The following is a 26631-nucleotide window of genomic DNA, read 5'->3' as shown; positions in this document are numbered from 1 at the left end:
ATGAAATGAATATAAAAAAGAGTGATTTTTTGCCTATCATGTTACTTGGTGGAGTTAATTTTTTAACTTTAATTTTATATTTAATTTCACCATTTAATTATATTTATGGTGATTTTGCCTTATCTTTTACTTATGTTCTTATAAATATAATTTTCCTATATTGTGGCTATTTTTTATCACTAATTATTCTAAATAAAGATAAATATAAAGTAAAATATATTTATAATTTTGGTGGAGAGGTTAAAATATTTAAATCATTATTGATTTTTTTTGTTTTAACTTTTTTGTTTAGATATGCTTATTTGTTGCGTTATCAATTTTATGATTTATTTGGAATGGTCGGGGAGGTTCTAGTTGGTATAACAGATCCTAAACTTGGCTATATATCTATGACGAATAGTACAAAATCTTTTACTGTGCCTTGGTCTGTTTATGCATTTGTAACAATTTTTCATTCACTTTTTTTTATTACTGGTGCTGTTGTATGGAAAAATCTGAATTTTTTTTATAGATTTATATATTTATTTTTTATTTTTGTTGAAGCTGTTTTTTGGTATAGTAGGGGAACAAATTTTGGAATTATATCTTTAATAGTTGTCTTTTTTTTAGCATATTTATTAAATGTAAAAAAAGTTAATCTAAAATTTATTTTTAATCTTTGTATTACGTTTATTATCATAATATCTATTTTTTCTCTTGTTATGTCAATTAGGATGAAAGATGTTTTAGATCTTTCATCCTATGAAATATACTTAACAACAATTAATTATAATAGTATAGTTTTAAATATTATTCCAGATGCATTAAAACCATCAGTTTTGGCTTTATTTTCATATCTTACACAAGGCTATTATTTTCTTTCTTTTGGGTTTGATCAGGATTTTAAGTTTACTTATTTTTTGGGATCAAATGCTTCTCTTATTAATGTAGCAAACATTATAGGTTTGGCTATTGAAAAAGATACATATACATTTAGACTTTCCGAATATGGAATTGACTCTAAAGTTCAATGGCATTCTGCATATCTATGGTTGGCAAGTGACTTTAGTTTCTTTTTTGTTCCAGTTTATATTTTTGTATTAGGATTCGGTTTAGGAGCTGCGTGGATAATGGCCACTAGATCTGATGAGTATTTGTTTAAGATATTATTTGTTATTTTGGGTGGATATATTCTTTTCCTATTTGCCAATACAAACTTTATAGCTTCTTTTTTTTACACATTTGTATTTATATTGATTTTAATTTTTCTTAAACTTATTTTAGTATCAAAGAGCAACTAGGAGTTTGTATGTTCGCAGATAAAACACTATTAATTACTGGCGGTACTGGATCATTTGGAAATGCTGTTTTAAAGCGCTTTCTAGAAACTGATATTAAAGAAATTCGTATCTTTAGCCGTGATGAAAAAAAGCAAGATGATATGCGTAAAAAATACCAGTCATCTAAGCTTAAATTTTATATTGGTGATGTGCGTGACTATAGTAGCATTTTAAATGCAACGCGCGGTGTAGATTATATTTACCATGCTGCTGCGCTTAAACAAGTTCCTTCATGTGAATTCCATCCAATGGAGGCGGTGAAAACCAATGTGATTGGTACGGAAAATGTTTTAGAAGCAGCAATTCAAAACCATGTAAAACGCATTGTCTGCTTAAGTACAGATAAAGCAGTTTACCCAATTAATGCAATGGGTATTTCTAAGGCAATGATGGAAAAAGTCATTGTTGCAAAATCAAGAAACCTTGAAAATTTAGGTACAACTATTTGTTGTACTCGTTACGGTAACGTAATGGCATCACGTGGTTCGGTTATTCCTTTATTTGTTGATCAAATTCGTCAAGCTAAGCCTTTGACAATCACTGATCCGAATATGACACGTTTTATGATGACTTTGGATGATGCTGTTGATTTAGTGCTTTACGCATTTGAACATGGGGAAAATGGTGATATTTTTGTGCAAAAAGCACCAGCTGCCACCATTGAAGTTTTAGCAAAGGCTTTAACTGAGTTATTAAATATTGCTGAACATCCTATTTCGATTATGGGTACGCGTCATGGCGAAAAAGCTTATGAAGCACTGCTTAGCCGTGAAGAAATGGTGGTTGCGATTGATCAAGGTGAATATTTCCGTGTACCAGCAGACCAGCGTGATCTTAATTATGAAAAGTATGTCGAAAATGGTGATTTAAAAATAACAGAGTTTGAAGATTATAATTCTCATAATACTGAACGTTTAGATGTAGAAGGCATGAAAAAACTTTTACTTAAGCTTGAATTTGTACGCGCTTTAACACAAGGCCAATATATTGATTCTGAGGCTTGAATATGAAAGTTTTAGTTACGGGGTCAAATGGTTTTATTGCTAAAAATTTAATTCAATTTTTAGCTGAAAAATCAGATGTTGAAGTTTTGAAATATCATCGAAATTCTACAGCGGAAGAGCTAGAGAAAAATGTTATTAGTGCAGATTGGATTGTGCATTTAGCAGGGGTGAATCGTCCGTTAAATGAACAGGAATTTGTTGATGGCAATGTGACTTTAACCCAAAAAATTGCTGATATTCTTGCAGCGGCTCAAAAAATTACACCTATTATTTTATCGTCTTCTATTCAGGCAGAGCGTGATAATGCATATGGGCAGAGTAAATTGGGGGGAGAGCAGGCGTTATTAGCGTTAGAGCAAAAGCAAGGAAATCCTGTTTATATCTGCCGTTTAGCGAATGTCTTTGGCAAGTGGTCACGTCCAAATTATAATTCTGCTGCTGCGACATTTTGCTATAACGTTGCCAATGATTTACCTATTCAAATTAATGATACAAATGCCATGATCCGTTTGGTTTATGTGGATGATGTCGTAGAAACATTTTGGAATATGCTACAAGGTCATTATGTTGCTCAGCAACAATTTATGATTGAACCTGAATATCAAATTAGTGTGGGTGATTTAGCTAAGACGCTACAAGGTTTTAAACATTCACGTGAAAGCTTAATTACAGATCATGTAGGAACAGGTTTAACACGTGCATTATATTCGACTTATTTAAGCTTCTTAAAGCCAGAACAATTTGACTATAGCGTACCTAAATATGGCGATGAACGTGGTGTTTTTGTAGAAATGCTGAAGACACCAGATTCAGGGCAATTTTCATATTTTACTGCTCATGCTGGAATTACTCGCGGCGGCCATTATCATCACAGCAAAACTGAAAAATTTTTAGTCATTAAGGGTAAAGCTTTATTTAAGTTTAAGCATGTTGTGACAGGCGAATTTTATGAACTGGAAACTTGTGGTGACGAGCCTCGGATTGTAGAAACTGTGCCAGGTTGGACACATGACATTACTAATATTGGTAATGAGGAAATGATTGTGATGCTATGGGCAAATGAAATTTTTGATCGTGAAAAACCAGATACCTTTGCAATGCCTTTAACCAATTAAGAGTAAAAATTGTGAAAAAGTTAAAATTAATGACAGTTGTGGGTACACGCCCTGAAATTATTCGTTTGTCACGTGTAATGGCAGTTTGCGATCAATATTTTGATCATGTGCTGGTACATACTGGCCAAAACTATGATTATGAACTCAATGAAATTTTCTTTACCGATTTAGGGATTCGTAAACCTGATCATTTTTTAAATGCAGCAGGTGCTACGGGTGCAGAAACCATCGGCAATGTCATTATTGCTGTAGATAAAGTTTTGGAAGAAGTCCAGCCAGAAGCATTATTAGTTTTAGGTGATACCAATAGCTGTATGGCTGTTATTCCAGCAAAACGTCGTAAAATTCCGACTTTTCATATGGAAGCGGGAAATCGTTGTTTTGATATGCGTGTACCAGAGGAAATTAACCGTCGTATAGTCGATCATACTGCTGATATAAATTTAACTTATAGCACGATTGCTCGTGATTACTTACTCGCAGAGGGTTTGCCAGCCGACCTCGTGATTAAGACAGGCAGCCCAATGTTTGAAGTGCTCCATCATTATAAAACTAAAATTGAAGCTTCAGATGTACTTGAGCGTTTGGGTTTAAAAGAGCATCAATATTTTATTGTCAGTGCACATCGTGAAGAAAATATTAACTCAGATCAGAATTTTTTAGATTTGGTCGAGATGTTAAATGCTGTGGCAGAAAAATATCAGTTTCCAGTCATTGTTTCGACACATCCACGTACGCGTAATCGTATTGAACAAATGAATATTGAGTTTCATCCATTGATTCAGTTATTAAAGCCACTTGGTTTTAGTGACTATAATAAATTACAACTTTCTGCAAAAGCGGCTTTGTCCGATAGCGGTACAATTAATGAAGAGTCTTCAATTTTAAATTTCCCTGCATTAAATTTACGTCAAGCACATGAGCGTCCAGAAGGTATGGAAGAAGCAGTAGTTATGATGGTTGGTTTAACTGCGGAACGTACTTTACAAGGGTTAGAAATTTTAGAGTCGCAGCCACGTGGTGAAGAGCGTTTATTACGTTTAGTTGCTGATTATAGTATGCCCAATGTCAGTGAAAAAGTGGCGCGTATTGTTTTAAGCTATACCGATTACGTTAATCGTGTAGTGTGGAAAAAATACTAAGCTAAGGATTTAACTATGAAAAACAAGGTTTATTTAGTCACAGAGTATTATCATGAAAATCAAAATACGACAGGATATTTACTTGGAAAATTATATGATTTTTTGAATAAACAAAGTGAGATAGATCTTGTTTTAATTGCTAAAGAGGATAAAGACAGTCCAGAATATAATAATGCCCATTACATTAAGGCTGTAAAACCTAATAAGGCGAGCTTATTTAAAAGATTTATTTATGAGTTTTTGATTTCATTTAATTTTCTGATTTCAATTATAAAAAATGTAGAAAAAAAAAGTATAGTATTCACTGGAACTACTCCAATTTTTTTATTAATAGTTCTATTTTTTGCTAAAAAACTCTTAAAATTTAAATGGATTTTATTGGTACATGATGTTTTTCCTGAAAATTTAGTTGCTGCAAAAGTTCTGCGAAGAGAAAGTATATTTTATAAAATACTCAAAAAAGTTTTTGATGTTATTTACGCAAGTGCTGATGAAGTTATTGTTATTGGTAAGGACATGAAAGAGTTAGTTCACACAAAGACTAAAAAAAACAATATTAGCATTATTCAAAATTGGATTGATTATTGCGATATTGCAGTAGAAAAAAAAACGGAAAATAGCATTCTTAAACAACTAGCTTGGGTGGATGACGATAAAACAGTATTCCAATTTTTTGGTAATATTGGTCGTGTACAAGGTGTAGACGTTATTTTAGAAGCCATTAAGAATATGAAGTATTTACATTTGGCAAAATTTATTTTTATAGGTGATGGTGCTTATGTTTCAAAACTTAAAGAGCAAATTGAAAGTTTAAATTTAGAAAACGTATATTATTTTGGTCCTTTAGATCAAACTAAAAAGTCGATTGGCTTGAATGCATGTGATGTGGCAATGGTTACTTTAGCAGAAGGGATGCTGGGATTAGGTGTACCAAGCAAATCTTATTTTTCGATGGCCGCAAATAAACCTATTTTAGCGATTATGGATTATGAGTCTGAAGTTTCGGATATGCTTCGAATTCATAATATTGGTTGGGTTGTCCAGCCAAATGATATTCATGCTTTGACTGAAAAATTAGATGAAATTGTTCTAAAAAATCAAAATTATGGATTTAATTCGCCACGAAATATTTTGAAAGAATATTATGCGGAGCCTATTGCTATGCAAAATATTTTAGAAATTATTAAAAAACTTAATTAATTGTGGATTTAAAGTGAAAATATTAATCACAGGCAGTAACGGTTTTTTAGGCCAGTATCTTTGTCGGCATCTATCAAAACTAGATTATTCGGTTCTAGCCCACACACGCACCCCTCAAAAAAATACTTCTCCAAAGATTAAGAATATAAATTTTGATTTAAATGATAATCTAGAAGCAAGCAATTTAAATGAGATTGACGTAATTGTGCATTGTGCTGGTCGTGCGCATGTAATGAATGAAACAGCTAACTCCCCTTTAGATGCTTATCGAAAAACTAATGTTCAAGGTACTTTAAATTTAGCAAAAAAAGCAGTTCAGAGTGGTGTGAGGCGGTTTATTTACTTGAGCAGTATTAAAGTAAATGGGGAAGAGGCTTCACAGATCAGACCTTTTACTCTGGATGATAAAGTTAATACTGGCGATCCGTATGGTTTATCCAAATATGAAGCAGAACAAGAATTATTAAAACTTGCCTCAAAAACTGGTTTAGAGGTTGTAATCATTCGCCCAGTGCTTATTTATGGTCCAAATGTAAAAGCTAATTTTAAAAGCATGATAGAACTCTCTGCTAAAAAAATACCATTACCTATTGGTTGTTTAGACAATAAACGTAGCATGGTCAGTGTGTATAATTTAGCCGATTTTATTCATACGTGTATGACACATCCAAATGCTAGCGGAGAAGTCTTTTTAGTGAGTGATCAGGATGATATTTCTGTTAAACAACTTTTTGAAAAATTAGCATACCATCAAAATAATAAATTGGTTATGTTGCCTATTCCTAAAGCACTGATTGGCTTTTTGGCAAGTTTAGTTGGGAGAAAAGCAGTGGCTTCACGATTATGTTCTGAATTAGTTGTCGATACATCGAAAAATATCCAATTATTAGGTTGGCATGCACCTTATTCAGTCGATGAAAGCTTGCAAAAAATGTTTAATACAACCACATTAAAATAGAAGCTAAGTTATAAAATGTTGATTTTATTCATTCTACTTTTTTTTCTTCTTGCATTTGGACTCACGTATTTTATGAGAGTCTATGCACTCAAGAAAAATATCATTGATAATCCAAATGAGCGTAGCTCACACAGTGTCCCTACACCACGGGGGGGAGGGGTTGCAGTTGTATTGAGTTATTTGATTGGACTCGTTGTTCTTTTATATTTAGATCAAATATCAACTTATTTTGCTCTAACCCTGATGAGTGCTGGTTTCATCATTGCATTATTGGGTTTCTTAGATGACCGTGGTCATATTAACTCCATGCTGCGTTTAGCTATTCATTTCCTCGTTGCTATGGGGGTAGTTGTAGGTTTTGGCGGTTTTTCTGAAATTACAGTTTTTAATGGTGTAGAACTCGGCTTTTTTGCCGATATCATTGCTGTATTGTTTTTAGTTTGGTTATTAAATCTGTATAACTTTATGGATGGTATTAATGGCATTGCCAGTGTTGAAGCCATTACATCAACTTTAAGCATGGCAGTTATTTATTTAGTTCTGAATAAAATTGTTGATGAAAAATCACTGATATTATTGGCAGCTTGTGTATTTGGATTTTTATTGTGGAATTTTCCGAAAGCTAAAATATTTATGGGTGATGCTTGTAGTGGTTTCTTAGGCTTGATTTTAGGAATATTAGCACTCATTGCTTTAAAGCAAGATACTGCTTTATTTTGTGCTTGGTTGATTTGTTTAGGTGTTTTTATTGTAGATGCAACCTTTACTTTAATCCGTCGAATATTCAGTGGTTATAAAATGTATGATGCTCATCGTAGTCATACTTACCAAATTTTATCACGTAAATTGAATAGCCATACTCCTGTAACACTTGGGATAGCAGCTGTGAATATTCTGTGGCTGTTCCCAGTCGCATATTTTGTGGCTACTCAAAATTACGCTTATCCTGAATTGGGTATTTTAATTGCTTATTTTCCATTAATCATTTTGGCGATTATATTTAAAGCAGGTAATCAAAATGCTTAGACCGAAGCCAGTATTATTAATTCTCGGGGCTGGGGGACATGGTCGGTCGGTCGCTGAATCAGCTGAACTATCAGGTGAGTGGGCAGATATAATTTTTGCGGATGATAGTTGGCCTAGCAAAGAAAAGGTCTCTACATTCAAAATTGTCTCTAATATTTCGAAAATTAAATTTTTAGATAAATCAGGTGTTTTAGCGATTACGGCAGTGGGAAATAATCAGTTACGCAATCAATGGAATAAACAATTAATGGAATTAGGTATTCCATTGGCAACAATAATCCATCCAAATACGATTATTAGTCCCACAGCTGTAATCGGTCATGGAGTAGCCATAATGGCTGGCTGTGTAGTCGGTACACATAGTCAGATTGGAAATGGTGTCATTCTAAATATGGGAACATTATTAGATCATGATGTTTTTGTGGATGAGTATGCTCATCTAAGTGTAGGTGTGAAGGTCGCTGGTGGGAAACAAATTAGTCAATACTCTTTTTTAGAGGTAGGGACTATAATCCCTCATTAAATTGAATAAAATATGCATCAATATGCATCAATATGCATCACTATGCATATAGGGTTGTAACATTATAAAATGTAAACATGCTTTTATATAAGCAAGAAGGTTTGTGTGAAATCAATAATCATTAAATTAGCTTCAGTTCAAAGACATGTTAAACAATGCTTTTTAATTGCTTTAGATTTCATGGTCTTTCCTATTTTAATTTGGCTTTGTTATGCCCTTCGTGCATTTAATTTGGGTGCAGAAGTTGTTCCCAACTTAGCTTTTGGCTCCTTATGGGTCAGTTTTTTGACTGTTTTTGCCTTATTGATTTGTGGTGTTTATAGCTTTATTGTTCGTACATTTAACGAAGTTTTTATTGCTAAATTGGCACTTGCGACGACACTGACAGTGGTCGGTTTATATGCAATGGCCTATTGGACGCATGCTTTTATTCCCACATCGATTCCATTTATGTTTGGCTTTTTGATGTTTATGTGGGTATGGTTTAGTCGAGTAATCATTCGTTCAATTGTAAAATCATATCTTCAGTCCGATATTCCGCGTAAGCGCGTGGCGATTTATGGTGCTGGATATGCTGGGCAACAGGTCGCTGCTACACTCTATCGGTCAGACGAGCATTTACCGATCTTTTTTATTGATGATGATGCATCATTATCTGGTCAAATGATGGGTGGGCTTAAAGTTTATAATCCTACATATGCTTTAAATTTACTTTCTAAACAAAATGTTGATGAAATACTCATTGCTTTACCTTCGGTCGGGCGAATGCGAAAAAGCGAAATTATTAAGTTTTTAGAGCCAGCACATCTTAAAATTACTGAAATTCCTGGTTTGACCAGATTGGTGGATGGTGAAATTCGTGTTTCAGATATCCAAGAAGTGGATATTATTGATTTATTAGGCCGCGATCCTGTCCCGCCGATTCAAGAATTATTGGTTAAAAATATTCAAAATAAAGTGGTCATGGTCACAGGAGCGGGTGGTTCAATCGGCTCAGAACTCTGTCGACAAATTATTAAAAATAAGCCAAATAAATTAGTGATTTATGAGCTTACAGAATTTGCACTGTATGCGATTGATAAAGAATTGAATTTAAGTAGTGATATTGAGATTATTCCCATTTTAGGTACGGTATTGGATCAACGTAAATTAGAACGCGTGATTGAACAATATCAAGTGCAAACCGTATATCATGCGGCTGCATATAAGCATGTGCCTTTGGTTGAGTGTAATCCACTGGCTGGGTTGAAAAACAATTCAATTGGTACGGCCTTTAGCCTCAATGCAGCAGTTAAAAAAGGGGTTGAGACCTTCGTACTGATTTCAACCGATAAAGCGGTACGCCCAACCAATGTTATGGGGGCATCAAAACGTATGGCTGAATTGTACTGTCAGGCTATGGCTGAAGCACAAAATCAGACTCAGGTCAGTATTGTCCGTTTTGGTAATGTTTTGGGTTCATCAGGCTCCGTCGTGCCATTGTTTAAGCAACAAATTGCCAAAGGTGGCCCCATTACAGTGACTCACCCTGATGTCACGCGATACTTTATGACGATTCCTGAAGCATCACAGTTGGTGATTCAGGCGGGTGCTCTAGGACAAGGGGGCGATGTTTTCTTGTTGGATATGGGAGAGCCCGTTCGTATTCAAGATCTTGCCCGTCAAATGATTTCACTCAGTGGTTTGAAAGTTCGTGAAGAAAGCTCTAATAATGGTGATATTGCAATTCAATATTCAGGTTTACGTCCAGGTGAAAAACTGTATGAAGAGTTATTAATTGATCATGAAGATACAGAAATTACCCAACATAGTCGTATTTTAAGATCCTTTGAAAAGCATTATCCTTTGGATGAGTTAGTTGAAATTTTTGAGCGTTTAAATGCGTTAACAGCAATTGATAGTGATGTAGATTGGGCATTGGCACAATTAGAACATTATGTTGATGGCTACCAACGTGGTAAAGAAGTTAAAGTAAATTAGTATTTAGGTATGATGATGATCAAAAAAGCCATTCTTCCCGTTGCTGGTTTAGGGACGCGATTTCTACCTGCGAGTAAATCGATTCCTAAAGAAATGGTGACGGTGGTTGATCGTCCAGCGATTGAATATGTTATTAAAGAAGCAATAGCTGCGGGTATCGAACAAATTATTTTAGTGACGCATTCATCGAAAGCCTCCATTGAAAATTATTTTGATCGAAATTTTGAGCTTGAAACCACGTTAGCGCAAAAGAAAAAGTTTGATTTACTCAAAGAAATCACTGAAATATTACCAGATAATGTCAGTATTATTAGTGTTCGTCAGCCGCAGCCTTTAGGTTTGGGACATGCTGTACTGTGTGCTAAGTCTGTGATTGGTGATGATGCCTTTGCGGTACTGCTACCAGATGTACTGGTGAAAAATAAAGTTGCTGAGCATGATTTATCTTTGATGATCGATCGTTTTAATCACAATCAAGCTGCGCAGATTATGGTGGAAGCCGTTCCTGAACATCTTGTTGATCAATACGGTATAGTCGATGTGCAAGTATCACCTGTTGAGGGTGAAAGCGTGGTCATGCAAGGGATTGTGGAAAAACCAGCGGTGGGCACAGCACCATCCAATTTATCAGTGGTGGGGCGTTATATACTGCCAGCAAAAATTATGCAGCTTTTAGAAAATACGCCTAAAGGTGCGGGCAATGAAATTCAGTTGACGGATGCCATTGCTGCTTTACAGCAACATGACATCGTTGAAGCTTACCGTATGAAAGGTCAAACTTTTGATTGCGGAAGTAAGCTGGGTTATTTAAAAGCGGTATTGCATTATGGTCTTGAACATCCGCAGTTAGGTGCTGAATTTAAGCAATTAATTCAAGATTTAAACTTAAATTAAATTTGGGTGAGTCATGAAAATTAGTGTGTTTGGCACCACCTTACAAGCAGGTGTATTGGCGGGTTTGATGGCTGAGTTTGGACATCAAGTGTCTTGGTGTTTAGTATCAGATTTGCCAGTACCCAAAGCACCACAATATCAAGATGATTCAGTCAATCGTTTGATTCTAAAGCAGCTGCACACTGATTTTTTAAAGATGATCTCGATTGATCAACTCTTTCATGATCAGGATGCTTATTTATTTTCTTATAGCCCATCCGAGTTGAATCAAGCTTTAACGATTGCTGAAAAAATCAGTTTATTACCGATAATTCATCCAAAATTGATGATTAATGGTTCAACTTTTGGTTTACGTGGTACCGATCAGTTAAAGCAGAAACTTGCTTTGGATTATTGGGCATATTTGCCTGATGTTATTCAAGAAGGTAATGCGATTCGCAGCTTTACCGATTCCAAACAAGTGATCGTTGGAGTGGATCAGGATCAAACTGCACAATTCATGCAAGAGTTATTACGTCCTTTTTTTCAATTCAAACAGCAATTTTTGATGATGCCTATTTTAGATGCTGAATTTACCAAACTCAGTATTTCGGGCATGTTGGCAACCCGTATTAGTTATATGAATGATCTTGCCCTCGTTTCAGAAAAGCTGGGGATTGATATTGCCAATGTTCGACAAGGTTTAGCTGCGGATAGCCGTATCGGTGCGGCATATTTGTCATCTGGTGTGGGTTTTGGTGGCGAGAATTTTTCACATGATATTCTGACTTTATCGCATACGCTGTCGGATACAGGGGTGCGTAGCCAACTGCTAGAACAAGTCTGGGAAATTAACCAACAACAAAAAGAAATTTTGTTTCGGAAACTCTGGAATTACTATCATGGCAATTTAAAAGCCAAAACGGTTGCGATCTGGGGTGCATCTTTTAAAGAGAATACGTCGAGTATTCATAATTCTCCCATTCATACCATGCTGGTTGCATTATGGGCGCAGGGCGTTAAAGTTCAATTACATGATCCACAAGCATTGGATGAAATACACAAAGTTTATGGTCATCGAGACGATTTAATTTTATGTGATGAACAATATCAGGCAGTTGAACATGCCGATGCTTTATGTGTCATGACCGCATGGAAGCAGTATTGGAGTCCTGATTTTAAACAGATCCAACAGAAAATGAAGCATCCCTTGATTTTGGATGGCAGAAATATATTTAATCCTGAGTTTGTCAAAGCACAGGGCTTTGCTTACCAAGGCGTAGGTCGTGTATGAGTGAAAATATTGAACACTATTCAAAACGTAAAACAGTCCTAAAGCAACAATTACGTGATGCTGCAAATCGGCATAATAGTCTTCATTTAAATGAATTGTTTGCTCAGAAAAATCGCTTTGAAAATTTTTCAGTGCAGTGCGATCAACTTGTATTTGATTATAGCAAGCAGCGTATAGATCAACAGGTTTTAGATGACTTATTGGCTTTTGCTCAATCCAATGAATTAGCCAGTTGGATCCAGCGATTTTTTTCTGAAGAAAAAATCAACTATACAGAACAGCGTGCAGCCATGCATTGGGCATTACGCCAACCCATGGATCATAAAAAGTTTCCACAGATTAATCAGCAAGTGCATCAACAGTTAGAGCGTATGTATGCTTTGGTGGAAAAACTTCACGCTGGTCAGTACCGTGGTGCAACGGGTGAAGTGATTCAAGATGTGGTCAATATTGGTGTTGGTGGTTCCGATTTAGGTCCAGTCATGGTCAGTCATGCACTTTCGGATTATAAAGTAAAGACGGTTAAGCCATTGGCGGTACATTTTGTATCGACTATGGATGGTAGCCAGCTTTCTGAGTTGCTGCATCAGCTGCGTCCAGAAACCACCTTATTTATTATTTCATCCAAGTCTTTTGGCACCATTGATACGCTTTCAAATGCACAAACAGTGCGACAATGGTTGGAAAAGTCACTTGGGAAAAGCGAGAATCTGTTAACCAATCATTTTATTGGTGTATCGACCAAGCCTGAAAAAATGACCGAGTGGGGGGTTGCTGCTGAAAACCAATTATTGCTTTGGGATTGGGTGGGTGGACGTTATTCACTATGGTCGTGTATTGGTTTGCCTATTGCATTAAGTATAGGGGTTGAGGGCTTTAAACAGTTGCTTGCCGGTGCTTATGCAGTGGATGAGCATTTTCAAAATGCCCCGTTTGAAAAAAATATACCCGTGTTGATGGGCCTACTGGGGGTTTGGAATAATAATTTTCTGAATATTCAAACCCATGCAGTCCTACCTTATGATGGCCGGTTAAAATATTTTGCGGCTTATTTACAACAATTAGAAATGGAATCGAATGGTAAGTCGGTTCAGCGTAACGGGGAAAAAGTACAACTTGATACGTGCCCGATTGTTTGGGGGGAGGTTGGACCGAATGCGCAACATGCATTTTATCAATTGTTACATCAAGGTAGTCATTCAGTCAGTTGTGACTTTATTGCACCTGTGAAACGCTATAATGCGAATCAATTTACCTATGTTGAAAATGCAGAGGCCTTAATTGAACAACACCATTTAGCACTCTCGAATTGCTTGGCACAGTCGCGTTTATTGGCATTTGGCAATCAAGCTTTGGATCAAAAAGAATTAGCAGATTTACCGCTATATCAACACTATAGTGGCAATCAACCGAGTACCACTATTTTATTACAAGAATTGAATCCTTATAGTTTGGGTATGCTGATTACCCTGTACGAACATAAAGTATTTGTACAATCCGTGCTTTGGAATATTAATCCATTTGACCAATGGGGCGTAGAAAAGGGTAAAGAAATTGCCAATCAATTGTTGCCCATTTTAAATGGTGATGAGAAAGATCTTTCAACTTTAGATGTTTCTACGCAAGGTTTAATTCAAATATTATTAGGAAAAGCACATGGCTAAAATTTTAGTGACGGGTGGGGCAGGTTATATTGGCTCACATACCTGTGTTGAACTGTTAAATTTAGGGCATGAGGTTGTTGTGCTGGATAATTTATCCAATAGTTCAGCAGAGTCTTTAAACCGTGTGCAAGCACTGACAGGAAAATCTTTAGCCTTTGTTGAAGGTGATATTCGAGATGCGCAAACTTTGGATACCGTCTTTGCGGGACATCAGATTGATGCCGTTATTCATTTTGCGGGTTTAAAAGCTGTAGGTGAAAGTCAGCAGATTCCACTGAAGTATTTTGACAATAATATTGCGGGTTCAATTTGCTTAGTACAAGCTATGGAGCGCGCAAATGTATTTAATTTAGTGTTTAGCTCATCGGCAACGGTCTATGATGAAGCCAATATATCACCACTTAATGAAGATATGCCAACAGGCATACCGAACAATAATTATGGTTATACCAAACTGATTGTTGAGCAATTATTACAAAAGCTGTGTATTGCAGATGAGCGTTGGTCGATTGCATTACTGCGTTATTTTAATCCCGTTGGTGCGCATAAAAGTGGTCGCATTGGTGAAGATCCACAAGGTATTCCGAATAATCTGATGCCTTATGTAACGCAAGTTGCAGTGGGTCGTCGAGAAAAATTGGCTATTTTTGGCAAGGATTACGATACAGTGGATGGGACGGGCGTACGTGATTATATTCATGTGGTCGATTTAGCCACTGCACATTTATGCGCGTTGAATAATCGTTTAAATGCTCAAGGTTGTCGTGCATGGAATATTGGTACAGGCAATGGATCATCGGTTTTACAAGTTAAAAATACCTTTGAACAGGTCACTGGTGTAGCGGTTGCTTTTGAGTTTGTAGCGCGTCGTGCAGGGGATGTGGCAACGTCATTTGCCGATAATGCACGTGCTGTAGCAGAATTGGGTTGGCAGCCGCAATATGGTCTAGAAGATATGTTGGCAGACAGTTGGAATTGGCAAAAACAAAACCCAACAGGGTATAAAAATTAATTTATTTTAAAGTCAAACATGGGAGCATTGTGCTCCCATTTTTTATTCAAGCTTAGCTCTGAATTAATGCAGTGAGTTCATCTACATAATTTTGCATTGGTTTAGGATTGTGATCTAAGCGACTTTCGATATTCAAACGCAGTAAGGGTTCAGTGTTAGAGGCACGGACATTAAAACGCCATGCGCCAAAGTTAAGGCTGACCCCATCCGTTTGATCTATTTCAGGGTGTTGATCGGCATAATGATCAAAAATCTTTTGAATAGTTTGGGCGGTATCTGCAACTTTAAAATTGATTTCGCCACTACACGGGAATTTAGTAATCATGTTTTCTACCAAGGTAGAAAGCGATTGTTTGGTTTCTGATAACACGCCAATCGCCAATAACCAAGGAATCATGCCACTATCGCAATAAGCAAAATCACGGAAATAGTGGTGCGCACTCATCTCGCCACCGTAAACCGCATTGTGTTCACGCATCTTCTCTTTAATATATGAATGCCCAGATTGCGATTGCACGGCAATACCGTGTAGTTCATCCACAATGGCTAAAGTATTCCAAACCAAGCGTGGATCATGCACGATTTTTTCGCCTGACTGCTTCAGTAAGAAGGCTTGGGCCAGTAGACCGACAATATAGTAGCCTTCAATAAATTGACCTTTTTCATCAAACAGGAAGCAACGGTCAAAGTCACCATCCCACGCAATGCCCATATTGGCTTGATGGGCAATCACCGCTTCAGAAGTGCTGGCACGATTTTCCCCTAAAATAGGGTTGGGAATACCATTCGGGAAAGTGCCATCTGGCTGATGATTGATTTTGATAAATTCAACAGGGATATTCAGTTGCTTGAATTGTTCTTCAATCGCATCAATCACATGACCTGCTGCACCATTACCTGCATTGACCACCAGTTTTAAAGGACTGATTTTTTCAGGCGCAATATAGGTCATCAAGTGTTCAATCAACTCAGGCAAAATATTATAATTTTGCACAGTGCCTTTGTTTTCAACGTCTATAAATTTTCCAGATTCAGCAAGTGCTTGAATTTCTTTTAGACCTGAATCAGCACCAATCGGTCGTGCATTTTCACGAACCAATTTCATCCCGTTATAATCCATGGGATTATGGCTCGCGGTAATTTCAATACCACCCTGAACATCCAGATGGAATGCACCGAAATAGACTTCTTCTGTGCCTGTCATGCCTAAATCGAGGACATCAACACCTGCGTCATTTAAACCACGGATGGTGGCTTGTTTAAGACTTTCACTGCTTAGACGGATATCACAACCAATCACCACTGTTTTCGGCTGGTAAATTTGACCATAAGCGCGACCGACCTTATAGGCAATGTCTTCATTGAGTTCGGGGCCGAGTTTGCCACGAATATCATAGGCTTTAAAACAAGTGAGTTGGGTCATGACTTTTCTCATTAAGACAGAAGAAAAAGGCCAGTTAAACTGGCCTTTTGATCTGAAGTTATTCTACAGTGACTGATTTTGCCAGATTACGTGGCTGATCAACATCGGTACCACGCAGTACAGCCACATGGTAAGACAGCAATTGAACTGGGATGCTGTAAACAATCGGTGCAAGAATAGGGCTGATACTCGGAACATGAACCACGTGTTGACGGTCTTTGCCTTTAATACCGCTGTTTTCATCGGCAAAGACAAACAACTCTCCACCTCGGGCTTGGACTTCTTCCATATTCGATTTCAGCTTATCCAGCATGTCATCTTGCGGTGCAAGAATCACCACAGGCATATCATTATCGACCAGTGCAAGCGGGCCATGTTTCAGTTCGCCTGCGGCATAGCCTTCAGCATGAATATAAGAAATCTCTTTCAGCTTTAATGCACCTTCAAGTGCAATCGGGAACTCTGTGCCACGCCCAAGGAATAGGCAATGTTGTTTTTCAACAAACAATTCAGACAAACGTAAAATATCTTTATTTTGCTGCAAGGTGTCTAAAATAACTTTGGGTGTATGCCATAGATCCGTAATGATGGTCGTTATTCTTTCAACAGCAATACTTTGCTTGACTTGACCAATTTTTAAAACCAACAGCATCAGTGCGGCAAGTTGCGTGGTGAATGCTTTGGTTGAAGCCACCCCAATTTCAGGTCCAGCCAAAGTCAGTAAACTATGTTTGGTTTCACGCACCATTGACGAAGTGGCCACATTACAAATGGTCATGGTGACAATGTTTAAATTTTTTGCCAGCGCTCTTTTTTGTGTATCACGCAGCGCGGCTAAAGTATCGGCAGTTTCACCTGATTGAGAAATACAGACATACAGGGTGTGATTGACAATGACTGGTGTGCGATAGCGGAATTCACTGGCAATTTCTACCTGACAAGGTAAATTAATTAGTTGCTCAAACCAATATTTCGCAATCATCCCTGCATGGTAGCTGGTACCACAGGCAATGATTTGTATTTGTTGAATGTTTTCAAAATCGGCAACCGCTTCAGCTAAGAAGTCGTCACGTAATGCATTGCTATTGAGGGCTTGGGAAATGGTTTGTTGAATCGCTTCAGGTTGCTCATAAATTTCTTTGAGCATGTAATGTTTATATTCGCCTTTAGATACGGTACTCACGGTCGCATCCAACTCTTTCACAGGACGCTGAACCAATTGACCTTCAACAAATATTTCAATACTGCTACGGGTTAAGCGTGCGATATCACCTTCTTCAAGGTAAATAAAACGATTCGTGATCGGTAGTAAAGCCAATTGGTCAGAGCTAATAAAGTTTTCGCCAATCCCCACACCAATCACCAGTGGCGAGCCTTCACGAACCGTGATCAATTCATCTGGATGATCGGTATGCACGATTCCGAGTGCATAAGCACCTTTTAATTGTGGCACGACTTGTTGTACTGCGGTTAAAAGACTAGAAGTTGATTTTAGGGCATCATTGATTAAATGTGCGACAACTTCAGTATCTGTTTGCGAGGTGAAAACATAACCGAGGGACTCAAGATCATCTTTAAGTTCTTGATAGTTCTCAATGATACCGTTATGCACCACTGCAACTGTACCGGAAATATGCGGATGGGCATTATTTTCAGTCGGTTTGCCATGCGTTGCCCAACGTGTATGGGCAATGCCTAATGAACCTTCGATATTTGCTTCATTGACTGCTTGTTCTAAATTGACCACTTTACCGACACGACGTTCGCGTAAAACTTGACCCTGATTAATCAGCGCAACACCTGCTGAATCATAGCCACGGTATTCAAGGCGTTTTAGACCTTCAATTAAGATATTGATAATATTACGTTCAGCAACGCCACCAACAATTCCGCACATATTTAAATCCTCTTATTTTTTCACTTTTTCGGGGCGTTGATAGTTTTCTTTGGCCACTTGTTTTGAACGCTCGAAAGCTAAACTATTTTCTGCAACATCACGGGTAATCACCGATCCAGCACCAACCGTTGCACCATTGCCAATATGGACTGGGGCAACCAGCGAACTATTTGAACCGATAAAAGCCGAGTCGCCAATAATGGTTTTAAACTTATTTGCACCATCGTAGTTACAGGTAATCGTACCAGCACCAATATTTGAACCTGCACCCACTTCAGCATCACCTAAATAAGTGAAGTGATTGGCTTTAGAACCCAGACCAATACTGGAGTTTTTCACTTCAACGAAGTTACCAATATGTACTTCATTGGCAAGTTTGGCACCGGGGCGCAAACGTGCGAAAGGACCAATTTGAGCATTTTTACCAACAATTGCATTATCAAAAATGCTATAGGGTTGTACTTTGGTGCCTGCGGCAATTTTACTGTTTTTAATCACGCAACCAGCACCAATTTCGACATGATCACCAAATTCACAATCACCTTCAATAATCACGTTGATGTCAATCCGAACATCTTGACCTACGCTTAAGTTGCCACGTAAATCAAAACGTGCAGGGTCCATTAGATGTACACCCTGCTGCATCAGTTTTTTGGCTTGGTTATTTTGGAATTCACGTTCCAATGTTGCCAGTTGCACGCGGTCGTTGACGCCTTCAACTTCAAAAGCCAATTCAGGTTCAACCGAAGCGACGCTTAAGCCATCGGCAATCGCCATGGCAATAATATCGGTTAGGTAATATTCACCTTGCGCATTTTCATTGGAAAGTTTGGGTAACCATTCATGCAATTTGGCATTGTTGACGCAGTAAATACCTGTATTAAACTCTTTGATTTTGCGTTGTTCATCATTGGCATCTTTATGCTCAACAATGGCTTGAATTTCACCATTTTTACGCACAATACGACCATAACCTGTGGCATCATCCACCGTCAGGGTCACAATGCCAATCCCCGTTTCTGTCGAGGCTTGCAGTAATTTTCTTAAAGTCGCCTCTGTAATACAAGGTACGTCACCCGAGAGAATCAGCGATACGCCATCCATAGGTAACACGGGCAAAGTCACTTTTACAGCATGACCTGTACCGAGTTGTTCGGCTTGTTCAACCCATTCTACATTTTCTTGGGCGAATGCGTGTTGAACCAGATTTCCACCATGACCATAGATGGTAATAATATTTTCGGCATTGAGTTTTTTTGCAGTTTCAATCACATGTCCCAATAAAGGACGTCCTGCAAGAGGTTGTAATACTTTCGGTAAAGTTGAACGCATACGTGTTCCTTTACCTGCAGCAAGAATAATAACGTTAGTAGACATGTGCAATCCTACAAGTTTTAGCTTAAGCCAATCACAAAATATAAATAAATGCAGATGCAGAGGGCAGCCCAAATGCCAGCGATAATATCATCCAGCATAATGCCGAAACCACCACCAACTTGACGATCAATCACGCTGATAGGCCAAGGTTTCCATACATCAAACAAACGAAATAAAGCAAATCCAACTAAGACCCAATACCAGTTCATCGCTCCTAAATAAATGAGCGGTAAAAAGGTAATCGATTGTCCAGCAAACTCATCCCAAACAATACGCCCATCATCATGAACCCCCATCACTTTAGCCGTTTGCCCGCAAATATAGATGCCAACAACAGACATGAGAATTATCGCCAATGTGGCATTCAAAAACCCCAATACCAGCCAAATTGGAATAAACAACAAGGCGAAAGCAGAACCAAAGGTGCCCGGTGCTTTTGGCAGCAGTCCAGAACCAAATCCAACACCGCAAAACACGATACAGCGGTTGAACCAAGACATATTTTTAAAATTGATTGCGGGTTTATGCAAAGTGTTGGTATCCATGAAATTGTAATGGATAGTGTGCACCATCTAGCTCAAAAGTTAATCCCTTTTGTTTGGTAATTTGTCCAATAATCGTAATATTAATATCTAATTTTTGTTGCAAAAGTTTATCGTAATTTAGCGGGCTGATGGTAAAACATAATTCATAATCATCGCCACCTGCTAAAGCGTGATGCCATTGTTTTTCTTGAGGTAAAATATGAAGTGCTTCACTTATTGGAAGTTTGTCTAATTGAATTTGAGCACCGACATTAGATGCTTTGAGAATATGCCCTAAATCTTGGGCTAAACCATCCGATACATCAATCATGCCTGAGGCTAAGCCTTTTAGCTGTTGTCCGAGTTGACAGCGCGGTATCGGGTAATCCAAACGCTTTTGTAGTGCATGACCGAGATGCTGTAAAGCAAAAGCAGCATCACCAACGTGCCCACTGACACAAATATAGTCACCGATTTGCGCACCTGAACGTGTTACGGCTTGACCCGATTCAACCCAACCCAGTGCGGTTACCGAAAGGGTGAGGTGTGGACTTTGCGTGGTATCACCACCAATTAAACTGACCCCAAATTGATCGCAACAATCATATAAACCCTGACTAAAGCCTTTGAGCCAGTCATGATCAATTTGGGGTAAGCTCAATGCCAATAAAATGCTGTGCGGTTTGGCTCCCATTGCAGCAATATCGGATAAATTGACGGCAACAGATTTCCAGCCAATGGCATGTGGAGTGGTGTCTAAAGGGAAATGTCGACCCGCAACCAAAGTATCGGCACAGATGACCAATTGTTGGTTGGGTGGGGGGGTGAGCAAGGCTGAGTCATCACCGACACCTAAGTCGACAGTGTTGCCATCGTTAGATGCAACAGTCTGTCGATTGAAATAAGTGTCAATGATGGAAAACTCAGCCATACAACAAATCTACTGAAAAATTAGTCGGCTTGTTGCTTTTCTGCTGCACGTAAGCTGGTTGCTAAACGGTCTAATACACCATTGATGTATTTATGGCTGTCAGCACCACCAAAGTGTTTAGCAAGCTCAATGGATTCATCTAGAACAACGCGATATGGAATTTCAAGATGATCTTTGAGTTCATATGCGCCTAGACGAAGTACCGCAAGCTCAACGCCATCTAAGGCATTAAGTTCACGGTCAAGCACAGGGATGAGGAGTGCATCCAATGCTTCATGATTGGCAACCACTTGAGTTAACAATTCATGATAATAGCCGAGATCCACTTTGTGCATGGCATTTTCCACACGCGTACGTGCTTCAATCTCATGGACGGGATTGTGGCTCATCTGCCATTCATAAATTCCTTGTACAGCAAAGCGACGTGCTTTACGTTTCGCTGCATAAGTAGCTTGAAGTGTTTGCGACATGCTTTAAATAGCCTTTAACAAGTTAACCATTTCAATTGCAGTAAGGGCAGCTTCGCCACCTTTATTACCTGCTTTTGTACCAGAGCGTTCAATCGCTTGTTCAATACTATCCGTAGTAAGTACACCGTTAATCACTGGTAAGCCAGTATCTAGACCAACAACGCCTAAACCTTTAGCGCATTCACCAGCAACAAAATCAAAGTGAGGTGTGCTGCCACGAATCACAGCACCCAGTGCAATGATCGCATCAAAACGATCTGAAGCGGCAAGTTTTTTTGCAACCACAGGAAGTTCCCATGCGCCAGGCGCGTGAACAACAGTAATATTATCCTCTGATACACCATGACGTTTCAATGTATCAATTGCACCTTCTAATAGATGTTCTACCACAAAGCTATTAAAACGGCCCACTAAAATCGCGTAACGGCCTTCGCTCGCGAGATGTAACATACCTTCAATACGGCGAACTGCCATAGCAACCTCGATGATTTCTTAAGTTGTTTGATTTGCGGTGATATATTCCACCACTTCTAAATTAAAGCCTGATAGGGCATTGAAGCGTAAAGGTGAGCTGAGTAGCTTCATCTTTTCTACGCCTAAATCACGTAAAATTTGTGCACCTACACCAATTGTTTGATATTGCTGAGAAAGTGCTGCATTTGATTTGCTTGGTTTGGGTGTCGTTAAGTTGCTTAAAGCAGGACCTAAATCTTGTAAATGGCGTTGACCAATCCACACCAAAACACCGCGGTCACTGTTGGCAATCTCTTTTAGTGCACGGTCTAAGTTCCATGCAGGTTCGCCATCTTGTTTATTGAGTTTCAATAAATCACGAACTGGGCTAAAGCCATGCACACGAACCGTCGTTACACCTTCTTTAGGCTGACCTTTCACTAAAGCTAAATGAATATCTGGATTACCCAATTCACGGTAACGATACAAATCAAAAGTACCATATTCAGTGTCTAGGGTTTGTTGATCAATACGTTCAACTGTTTGTTCATTGGTCATGCGGTAATGAATTAAATCCGCAATGGTTCCTATTTTTAAACCATGTTTTTCTGCGAAAACTTCAAGGTCTGGACGACGTGCCATGCTGCCGTCTTCATTAATGATTTCACAAATCACAGAGGCAGGTTCAAGTCCTGCAAGACGGGATAAGTCACAACCAGCTTCGGTATGACCTGCACGGTGCAGTACGCCACCGGGTTGTGCCATTAATGGGAAAATATGACCTGGCTGAACAATGTCAGCAGGTTTAGCATGAGCTGCAACAGCCGTTTGAATGGTGTGTGCACGTTCAGCAGGTGAAATACCTGTTGAAATACCTTCCGCTGCTTCAATAGAAAGCGTGAAATTCGTACCATGCTGTGCGCCGTTCGCATCGACCATAAGCGGAAGATTAAGTTGCTGACAACGGTCGCGACTCAGCGTTAAGCAAACTAAACCACGTGCATGCGTGATCATAAAGTTGATGTCTTCTGGACGTACATGTGTCGCAGCAATAACTAAATCACCTTCATTTTCACGATCTTCATCATCCATCAGGATGACCATTTTTCCTGCACGGATATCTGCTACGAGCTCTTCAACGGTATTGAGCGGCATCAATCTTCACCTTCTTTTTGTCTCAAACGACATTTTGCTTGTATTGATTGTTGCATAGTCTAACGTGTTTTGACGTCCTTTGCCTATGCTTATCAGTTTTCCCTAAACTGCCCATTGTTATACACAGTCATAGAATGCTTGAAAAGAGGGCTTTATTTTAAAAGATCAGATTGTGACGAATCTTTAAACATTTGAAATGCATAAATAATGACAAGCTTATGCAAAATGATCGGGGTTTGTCCGATTTTGAGCTACTTTGGTATAAAACGCAGCATAAGCATACGCGCTGCTTTGTGATGAGATCATTGTATTTAAATTTGAGTCATTATTTGATCATTTCCCTTTCTTCATCCTGCTAACCCCTTCATATGATTTAGTCATTATTTATGCCGAAAAAGTGATTGAGTACTGCTCCCAGTAACGAGGTCATCTTATTTTAAAATATAAGAGCATTTTTTTATTTTTAGAGCCATATATTGGGCATAAATAGAGTGTATTTAAGTCGCATGACAAGGTATTTATCGTAAGTATCTTGACTAAATTTTTCTTATTATTGGATATAAAAATAAAACATTTGGTAATTATAATTTTTTATTTTAGCTATATATTTTTAAATTAACAATAAAAATCAATATCTTAATTTTAAAATCCATGCGTGTAAATTTTTGTTAAAATTTGCTTTGAAACCCGACTGAAATGGTATGTTTTCTGTTAATTATTTTAATTTTAATAAAACTACATTTCTAGATAATAATTTTTAAAAGAGGGTAGATGTATGAATGAAAATGTCTTAATTGATAAGATTTCTCATATAGAAAGCAATTTATCAGCAGATATAAAAAATATTAATCTTACGAACACGCCAACAGTCGTCAGACTGAATTTGTCAAAAGATGATATTTTGGAGATACGAAAAGAATATGATAATGCTGTCATTGTTCTAAAAAATGGCGAAGTTATTACCTTAAATGGCTTTTTTAAAGCAGATCATAGCTTGGTATTACATTCTGATCAGAATGAATTGCTCTGGGTTCGGTTTACAGATGAACAAGGGGTATTTTTAGACCCTATTGTTTATAGCAATTTAGAAGAAGTTGAGCTTTTATTATATTCTGATGGTATAGCGAATCCTTTATTATGGGCAGCAATACCATTAGCCGCTGCAGGAATTTTGGCTTGGGCTGGCAACCACGATAACAATAATGATAATCCAGCGAACAATACCACTCCACCCATCCTTGATACCACTCCGCCAATTATTGATGCAATTCAAAAAGACCAAGAGACGATTAGTGTTGAATCGAATGAAGATGGCAAAGTGGTCATTAAAGATCAAAACGGCAATGTTATTGGTGAAGGCAATGTGACTAAAGATGGCAGTGTTGATATTGATTTAACACGACCATTAATTGATGGAGAAGAAGTCACTGTTGAAGTCACAGATGGCTCTGGTAATACAGGTACAGAAATTATTACTGTAGATATAACAGGTTCTATTGGGGAAACAGGACCTACTGGCGCCACAGGTGAAACGGGGTCGACGGGCGAAACTGGTGCTATAGGCGGAACGGGATCTACCGGTGCAACGGGCGATACAGGCGCAACAGGTGCGACTGGTGATACAGGTACAACAGGTGCGACTGGCGGAACAGGCTCTACAGGTGGCACTGGAGCGAATGGAAAATCAGCGCTTGAACTGTTGATTGAAGCGGGTGAATTGCCTGTAGGTTCTACCGTACAAGATCTGATTAAGTATCTGAAAGGCGCGGATGGTACAGATGGTGCCGATGGTCAAGATGGAAAATCTGCTTTAGAGCTGTTGATTGATGCAGGTGAATTACCTGTAGGTTCTACCGTACAAGATTTGATTAAGTACCTGAAAGGTGCGGATGGTACAGATGGTCAAGATGGAAAATCTGCTTTAGAACTGTTGATTGATGCAGGTGAATTACCTGTAGGTTCTACCGTACAAGATTTGATTAATTATCTGAAAGGCACGGACGGTACAGATGGTCAAGATGGAAAATCGGCTTTAGAACTGTTGATTGATGCGGGTGAATTACCTGTAGGTTCTACCGTACAAGATCTGATTAATTATCTGAAAGGCGCGGATGGTGCCGATGGTCAAGATGGAAAATCGGCTTTAGAGCTGTTGATTGATGCGGGTGAGTTGCCTGTAGGCTCTACCGTACAAGATTTGATTAAGTACCTGAAAGGTGCTGACGGTGCCGATGGTCAAGATGGAAAATCTGCTTTAGAACTGTTGATTGATGCGGGTGAATTACCTATAGGTTCTACCGTACAAGATCTGATTAATTATCTGAAAGGTGCTGACGGTGCTACAGGAGCAACGGGTGCTACAGGCGGAACGGGTTCTACAGGTGCGACGGGTGATATTGGCGCAACAGGTTCTACTGGTGTGACGGGTGCTACAGGCGGAACAGGTTCTACCGGTGCGACTGGCGATATAGGTGCAACGGGTTCTACAGGTGTGACTGGYGCTACAGGCGGAACAGGCTCTACCGGTGCGACTGGCGATATAGGTGCAACGGGTTCTACAGGTGTGACTGGCGCTACAGGCGGAACAGGTTCTACCGGTGCGACGGGTGCTACAGGCGGAACAGGTTCTACCGGTGCGACTGGCGATATTGGCGCTACAGGTTCTACTGGTGTGACGGGTGCTACAGGCGGAACAGGTTCTACCGGTGCAACTGGCGATATAGGTGCAACGGGTTCTACAGGTGTGACTGGCGCTACAGGCGGAACAGGCTCTACTGGTGCGACGGGTGATATTGGCGCAACGGGTTCTACCGGTGTGACGGGTGCTACTGGTGCAACGGGTTCTACAGGTGCAACTGGCGATATAGGTGCAACGGGTTCTACAGGTGTGACTGGCGCTACAGGTGGAACAGGCTCTACCGGTGCAACTGGCGATATAGGTGCAACGGGTTCTACAGGTGTGACTGGCGCTACAGGCGGAACAGGCTCTACCGGTGCGACTGGCGCTACAGGCGCTACAGGCGGAACAGGCTCTACAGGTGTGACGGGTGCTACAGGTGCGACTGGCGATATAGGTGCAACGGGTTCTACAGGCGGAACAGGTTCTACCGGTGCGACGGGTGATATTGGCGCAACAGGCTCTACTGGTGCGACTGGTGATATAGGTGCAACGGGTTCTACAGGTGTGACTGGCGCTACAGGCGGAACAGGCTCTACTGGTGCGACTGGCGATATAGGTGCAACGGGTTCTACAGGTGTAACGGGTGCTACAGGCGGAACAGGCTCTACCGG

General features: G+C 39.0%; 22 protein-coding genes. 14 read left to right on the top strand and 8 right to left on the bottom strand.

Annotated features, from left to right (window positions below):
• Nucleotides 1-5 precede the first annotated feature (5 nt).
• From B9T24_RS14535 to galE, 13 genes are all read left to right on the top strand, one after another.
• Complete coding sequence (locus B9T24_RS14535; RefSeq protein ID WP_086166432.1) at nucleotides 6-1280, top strand: hypothetical protein; 1275 nt, start codon at nucleotides 6-8, stop codon at nucleotides 1278-1280.
• A gap of 8 nt (nucleotides 1281-1288) precedes the next feature.
• Nucleotides 1289-2323: a polysaccharide biosynthesis protein gene (locus tag B9T24_RS14530; RefSeq protein WP_086166431.1), complete on the top strand. Its 1035-nt coding sequence runs from the start codon at nucleotides 1289-1291 to the stop codon at nucleotides 2321-2323.
• A gap of 2 nt (nucleotides 2324-2325) precedes the next feature.
• The gene (gene wbjC / locus B9T24_RS14525; protein WP_086166430.1) at nucleotides 2326-3438 is read left to right on the top strand and encodes a UDP-2-acetamido-2,6-beta-L-arabino-hexul-4-ose reductase; all 1113 of its coding nucleotides are present in this window, start codon (nucleotides 2326-2328) and stop codon (nucleotides 3436-3438) included.
• Nucleotides 3439-3449: 11 nt separating this feature from the next.
• Nucleotides 3450-4580, top strand: a complete 1131-nt coding sequence (gene wecB, locus B9T24_RS14520; protein WP_086166429.1) for a non-hydrolyzing UDP-N-acetylglucosamine 2-epimerase — start codon at nucleotides 3450-3452, stop codon at nucleotides 4578-4580.
• A 15-nt stretch (nucleotides 4581-4595) separates the two neighbouring features.
• Nucleotides 4596-5780, top strand: a complete 1185-nt coding sequence (locus B9T24_RS14515) for a glycosyltransferase family 4 protein (protein ID WP_086166428.1) — start codon at nucleotides 4596-4598, stop codon at nucleotides 5778-5780.
• Nucleotides 5781-5793: 13 nt separating this feature from the next.
• Complete coding sequence (locus tag B9T24_RS14510; protein ID WP_086166427.1) at nucleotides 5794-6738, top strand: NAD-dependent epimerase/dehydratase family protein; 945 nt, start codon at nucleotides 5794-5796, stop codon at nucleotides 6736-6738.
• A 15-nt stretch (nucleotides 6739-6753) separates the two neighbouring features.
• A complete protein-coding gene (locus B9T24_RS14505) occupies nucleotides 6754-7764 on the top strand; it encodes an MraY family glycosyltransferase (protein ID WP_086166426.1) in 1011 nt (336 codons plus the stop codon).
• Nucleotides 7757-8287 (top strand): acetyltransferase, encoded by a 531-nt coding sequence (locus tag B9T24_RS14500; RefSeq protein WP_086166425.1) that lies wholly within the window; start codon nucleotides 7757-7759, stop codon nucleotides 8285-8287. The genes B9T24_RS14505 and B9T24_RS14500 overlap by 8 nt, the downstream gene beginning before the upstream one ends.
• Nucleotides 8288-8392: 105 nt before the next feature.
• Nucleotides 8393-10267, top strand: coding sequence for a polysaccharide biosynthesis protein (locus B9T24_RS14495; RefSeq protein WP_086166424.1), 1875 nt, complete (start codon nucleotides 8393-8395; stop codon nucleotides 10265-10267).
• Between the two features lie 15 nt (nucleotides 10268-10282).
• A complete protein-coding gene (gene galU / locus B9T24_RS14490; RefSeq protein WP_086166473.1) occupies nucleotides 10283-11161 on the top strand; it encodes a UTP--glucose-1-phosphate uridylyltransferase GalU in 879 nt (292 codons plus the stop codon).
• Between the two features lie 13 nt (nucleotides 11162-11174).
• Nucleotides 11175-12434: a nucleotide sugar dehydrogenase gene (locus B9T24_RS14485; protein WP_086166423.1), complete on the top strand. Its 1260-nt coding sequence runs from the start codon at nucleotides 11175-11177 to the stop codon at nucleotides 12432-12434.
• Complete coding sequence (gene pgi, locus B9T24_RS14480; RefSeq protein WP_143223759.1) at nucleotides 12431-14098, top strand: glucose-6-phosphate isomerase; 1668 nt, start codon at nucleotides 12431-12433, stop codon at nucleotides 14096-14098. The genes B9T24_RS14485 and pgi overlap by 4 nt, the downstream gene beginning before the upstream one ends.
• Nucleotides 14091-15110 carry a UDP-glucose 4-epimerase GalE gene (gene galE / locus B9T24_RS14475; protein ID WP_086166422.1) on the top strand — a complete coding sequence of 340 codons (1020 nt, stop codon included), beginning with the start codon at nucleotides 14091-14093 and terminating at the stop codon, nucleotides 15108-15110. Before pgi ends, galE begins: the two co-directional genes overlap by 8 nt.
• Before the next feature lie 52 nt (nucleotides 15111-15162).
• Here the strand turns inward: galE and B9T24_RS14470 are convergent, their stop codons facing one another.
• From B9T24_RS14470 to ribBA, 8 genes are read right to left on the bottom strand one after another with little or no spacing between them, the layout of a single operon-like run.
• A complete protein-coding gene (locus B9T24_RS14470) occupies nucleotides 15163-16533 on the bottom strand; it encodes a phosphomannomutase (protein WP_086166421.1) in 1371 nt (456 codons plus the stop codon).
• Between the two features lie 58 nt (nucleotides 16534-16591).
• On the bottom strand, nucleotides 16592-18430 hold the full coding sequence (gene glmS / locus B9T24_RS14465) for a glutamine--fructose-6-phosphate transaminase (isomerizing) (RefSeq protein WP_086166420.1): 1839 nt from the start codon (nucleotides 18428-18430) through the stop codon (nucleotides 16592-16594).
• A 12-nt stretch (nucleotides 18431-18442) separates the two neighbouring features.
• Complete coding sequence (glmU, locus tag B9T24_RS14460; RefSeq protein WP_086166419.1) at nucleotides 18443-19807, bottom strand: bifunctional UDP-N-acetylglucosamine diphosphorylase/glucosamine-1-phosphate N-acetyltransferase GlmU; 1365 nt, start codon at nucleotides 19805-19807, stop codon at nucleotides 18443-18445.
• A gap of 17 nt (nucleotides 19808-19824) precedes the next feature.
• Entirely contained in the window at nucleotides 19825-20352 is a 528-nt protein-coding gene (locus tag B9T24_RS14455) for a phosphatidylglycerophosphatase A (protein ID WP_086166418.1), read from the bottom strand.
• Nucleotides 20330-21262 carry a thiamine-phosphate kinase gene (thiL, locus tag B9T24_RS14450; RefSeq protein ID WP_086166417.1) on the bottom strand — a complete coding sequence of 311 codons (933 nt, stop codon included), beginning with the start codon at nucleotides 21260-21262 and terminating at the stop codon, nucleotides 20330-20332. Before thiL ends, B9T24_RS14455 begins: the two co-directional genes overlap by 23 nt.
• A gap of 20 nt (nucleotides 21263-21282) precedes the next feature.
• Complete coding sequence (gene nusB / locus B9T24_RS14445; protein WP_086166416.1) at nucleotides 21283-21732, bottom strand: transcription antitermination factor NusB; 450 nt, start codon at nucleotides 21730-21732, stop codon at nucleotides 21283-21285.
• Nucleotides 21733-21735: 3 nt separating this feature from the next.
• Nucleotides 21736-22206 (bottom strand): 6,7-dimethyl-8-ribityllumazine synthase, encoded by a 471-nt coding sequence (ribE, locus tag B9T24_RS14440; protein WP_004649641.1) that lies wholly within the window; start codon nucleotides 22204-22206, stop codon nucleotides 21736-21738.
• Between the two features lie 18 nt (nucleotides 22207-22224).
• A complete protein-coding gene (ribBA, locus tag B9T24_RS14435; RefSeq protein WP_086166415.1) occupies nucleotides 22225-23340 on the bottom strand; it encodes a bifunctional 3,4-dihydroxy-2-butanone-4-phosphate synthase/GTP cyclohydrolase II in 1116 nt (371 codons plus the stop codon).
• Between the two features lie 775 nt (nucleotides 23341-24115).
• On the opposite strand from ribBA, the gene B9T24_RS16965 reads away from it, so the two are divergent.
• Nucleotides 24116-26631, top strand: a 2516-nt coding sequence (locus tag B9T24_RS16965) for a BapA/Bap/LapF family prefix-like domain-containing protein (RefSeq protein WP_171264918.1), incomplete at its 3' end; no start/stop codon positions are given.

This window comes from Acinetobacter sp. ANC 4654 (genome assembly GCF_002135425.1).
GTDB classification, from domain to species: Bacteria; Pseudomonadota; Gammaproteobacteria; order Pseudomonadales; family Moraxellaceae; genus Acinetobacter; species Acinetobacter kyonggiensis.
Note: the sequence above shows the minus strand (reverse complement) of the source record. Positions and strands in the feature narration are given on the sequence as shown.

Coding starts and splice junctions, on each gene's coding strand:
- B9T24_RS14535 (WP_086166432.1), top strand. CDS start 6: ATGAATATAAAAAAGAGTGATTTTTTGCCTATCATGTTACTTGGTGGA.
- B9T24_RS14530 (WP_086166431.1), top strand. CDS start 1,289: ATGTTCGCAGATAAAACACTATTAATTACTGGCGGTACTGGATCATTT.
- wbjC (WP_086166430.1), top strand. CDS start 2,326: ATGAAAGTTTTAGTTACGGGGTCAAATGGTTTTATTGCTAAAAATTTA.
- B9T24_RS14515 (WP_086166428.1), top strand. CDS start 4,596: ATGAAAAACAAGGTTTATTTAGTCACAGAGTATTATCATGAAAATCAA.
- B9T24_RS14505 (WP_086166426.1), top strand. CDS start 6,754: ATGTTGATTTTATTCATTCTACTTTTTTTTCTTCTTGCATTTGGACTC.
- B9T24_RS14500 (WP_086166425.1), top strand. CDS start 7,757: ATGCTTAGACCGAAGCCAGTATTATTAATTCTCGGGGCTGGGGGACAT.
- galU (WP_086166473.1), top strand. CDS start 10,283: ATGATCAAAAAAGCCATTCTTCCCGTTGCTGGTTTAGGGACGCGATTT.
- B9T24_RS14485 (WP_086166423.1), top strand. CDS start 11,175: ATGAAAATTAGTGTGTTTGGCACCACCTTACAAGCAGGTGTATTGGCG.
- pgi (WP_143223759.1), top strand. CDS start 12,431: ATGAGTGAAAATATTGAACACTATTCAAAACGTAAAACAGTCCTAAAG.
- galE (WP_086166422.1), top strand. CDS start 14,091: ATGGCTAAAATTTTAGTGACGGGTGGGGCAGGTTATATTGGCTCACAT.
- B9T24_RS14470 (WP_086166421.1), bottom strand. CDS start 16,533: ATGACCCAACTCACTTGTTTTAAAGCCTATGATATTCGTGGCAAACTC.
- glmS (WP_086166420.1), bottom strand. CDS start 18,430: ATGTGCGGAATTGTTGGTGGCGTTGCTGAACGTAATATTATCAATATC.
- glmU (WP_086166419.1), bottom strand. CDS start 19,807: ATGTCTACTAACGTTATTATTCTTGCTGCAGGTAAAGGAACACGTATG.
- B9T24_RS14455 (WP_086166418.1), bottom strand. CDS start 20,352: ATGGATACCAACACTTTGCATAAACCCGCAATCAATTTTAAAAATATG.
- thiL (WP_086166417.1), bottom strand. CDS start 21,262: ATGGCTGAGTTTTCCATCATTGACACTTATTTCAATCGACAGACTGTT.
- nusB (WP_086166416.1), bottom strand. CDS start 21,732: ATGTCGCAAACACTTCAAGCTACTTATGCAGCGAAACGTAAAGCACGT.
- ribE (WP_004649641.1), bottom strand. CDS start 22,206: ATGGCAGTTCGCCGTATTGAAGGTATGTTACATCTCGCGAGCGAAGGC.
- ribBA (WP_086166415.1), bottom strand. CDS start 23,340: ATGCCGCTCAATACCGTTGAAGAGCTCGTAGCAGATATCCGTGCAGGA.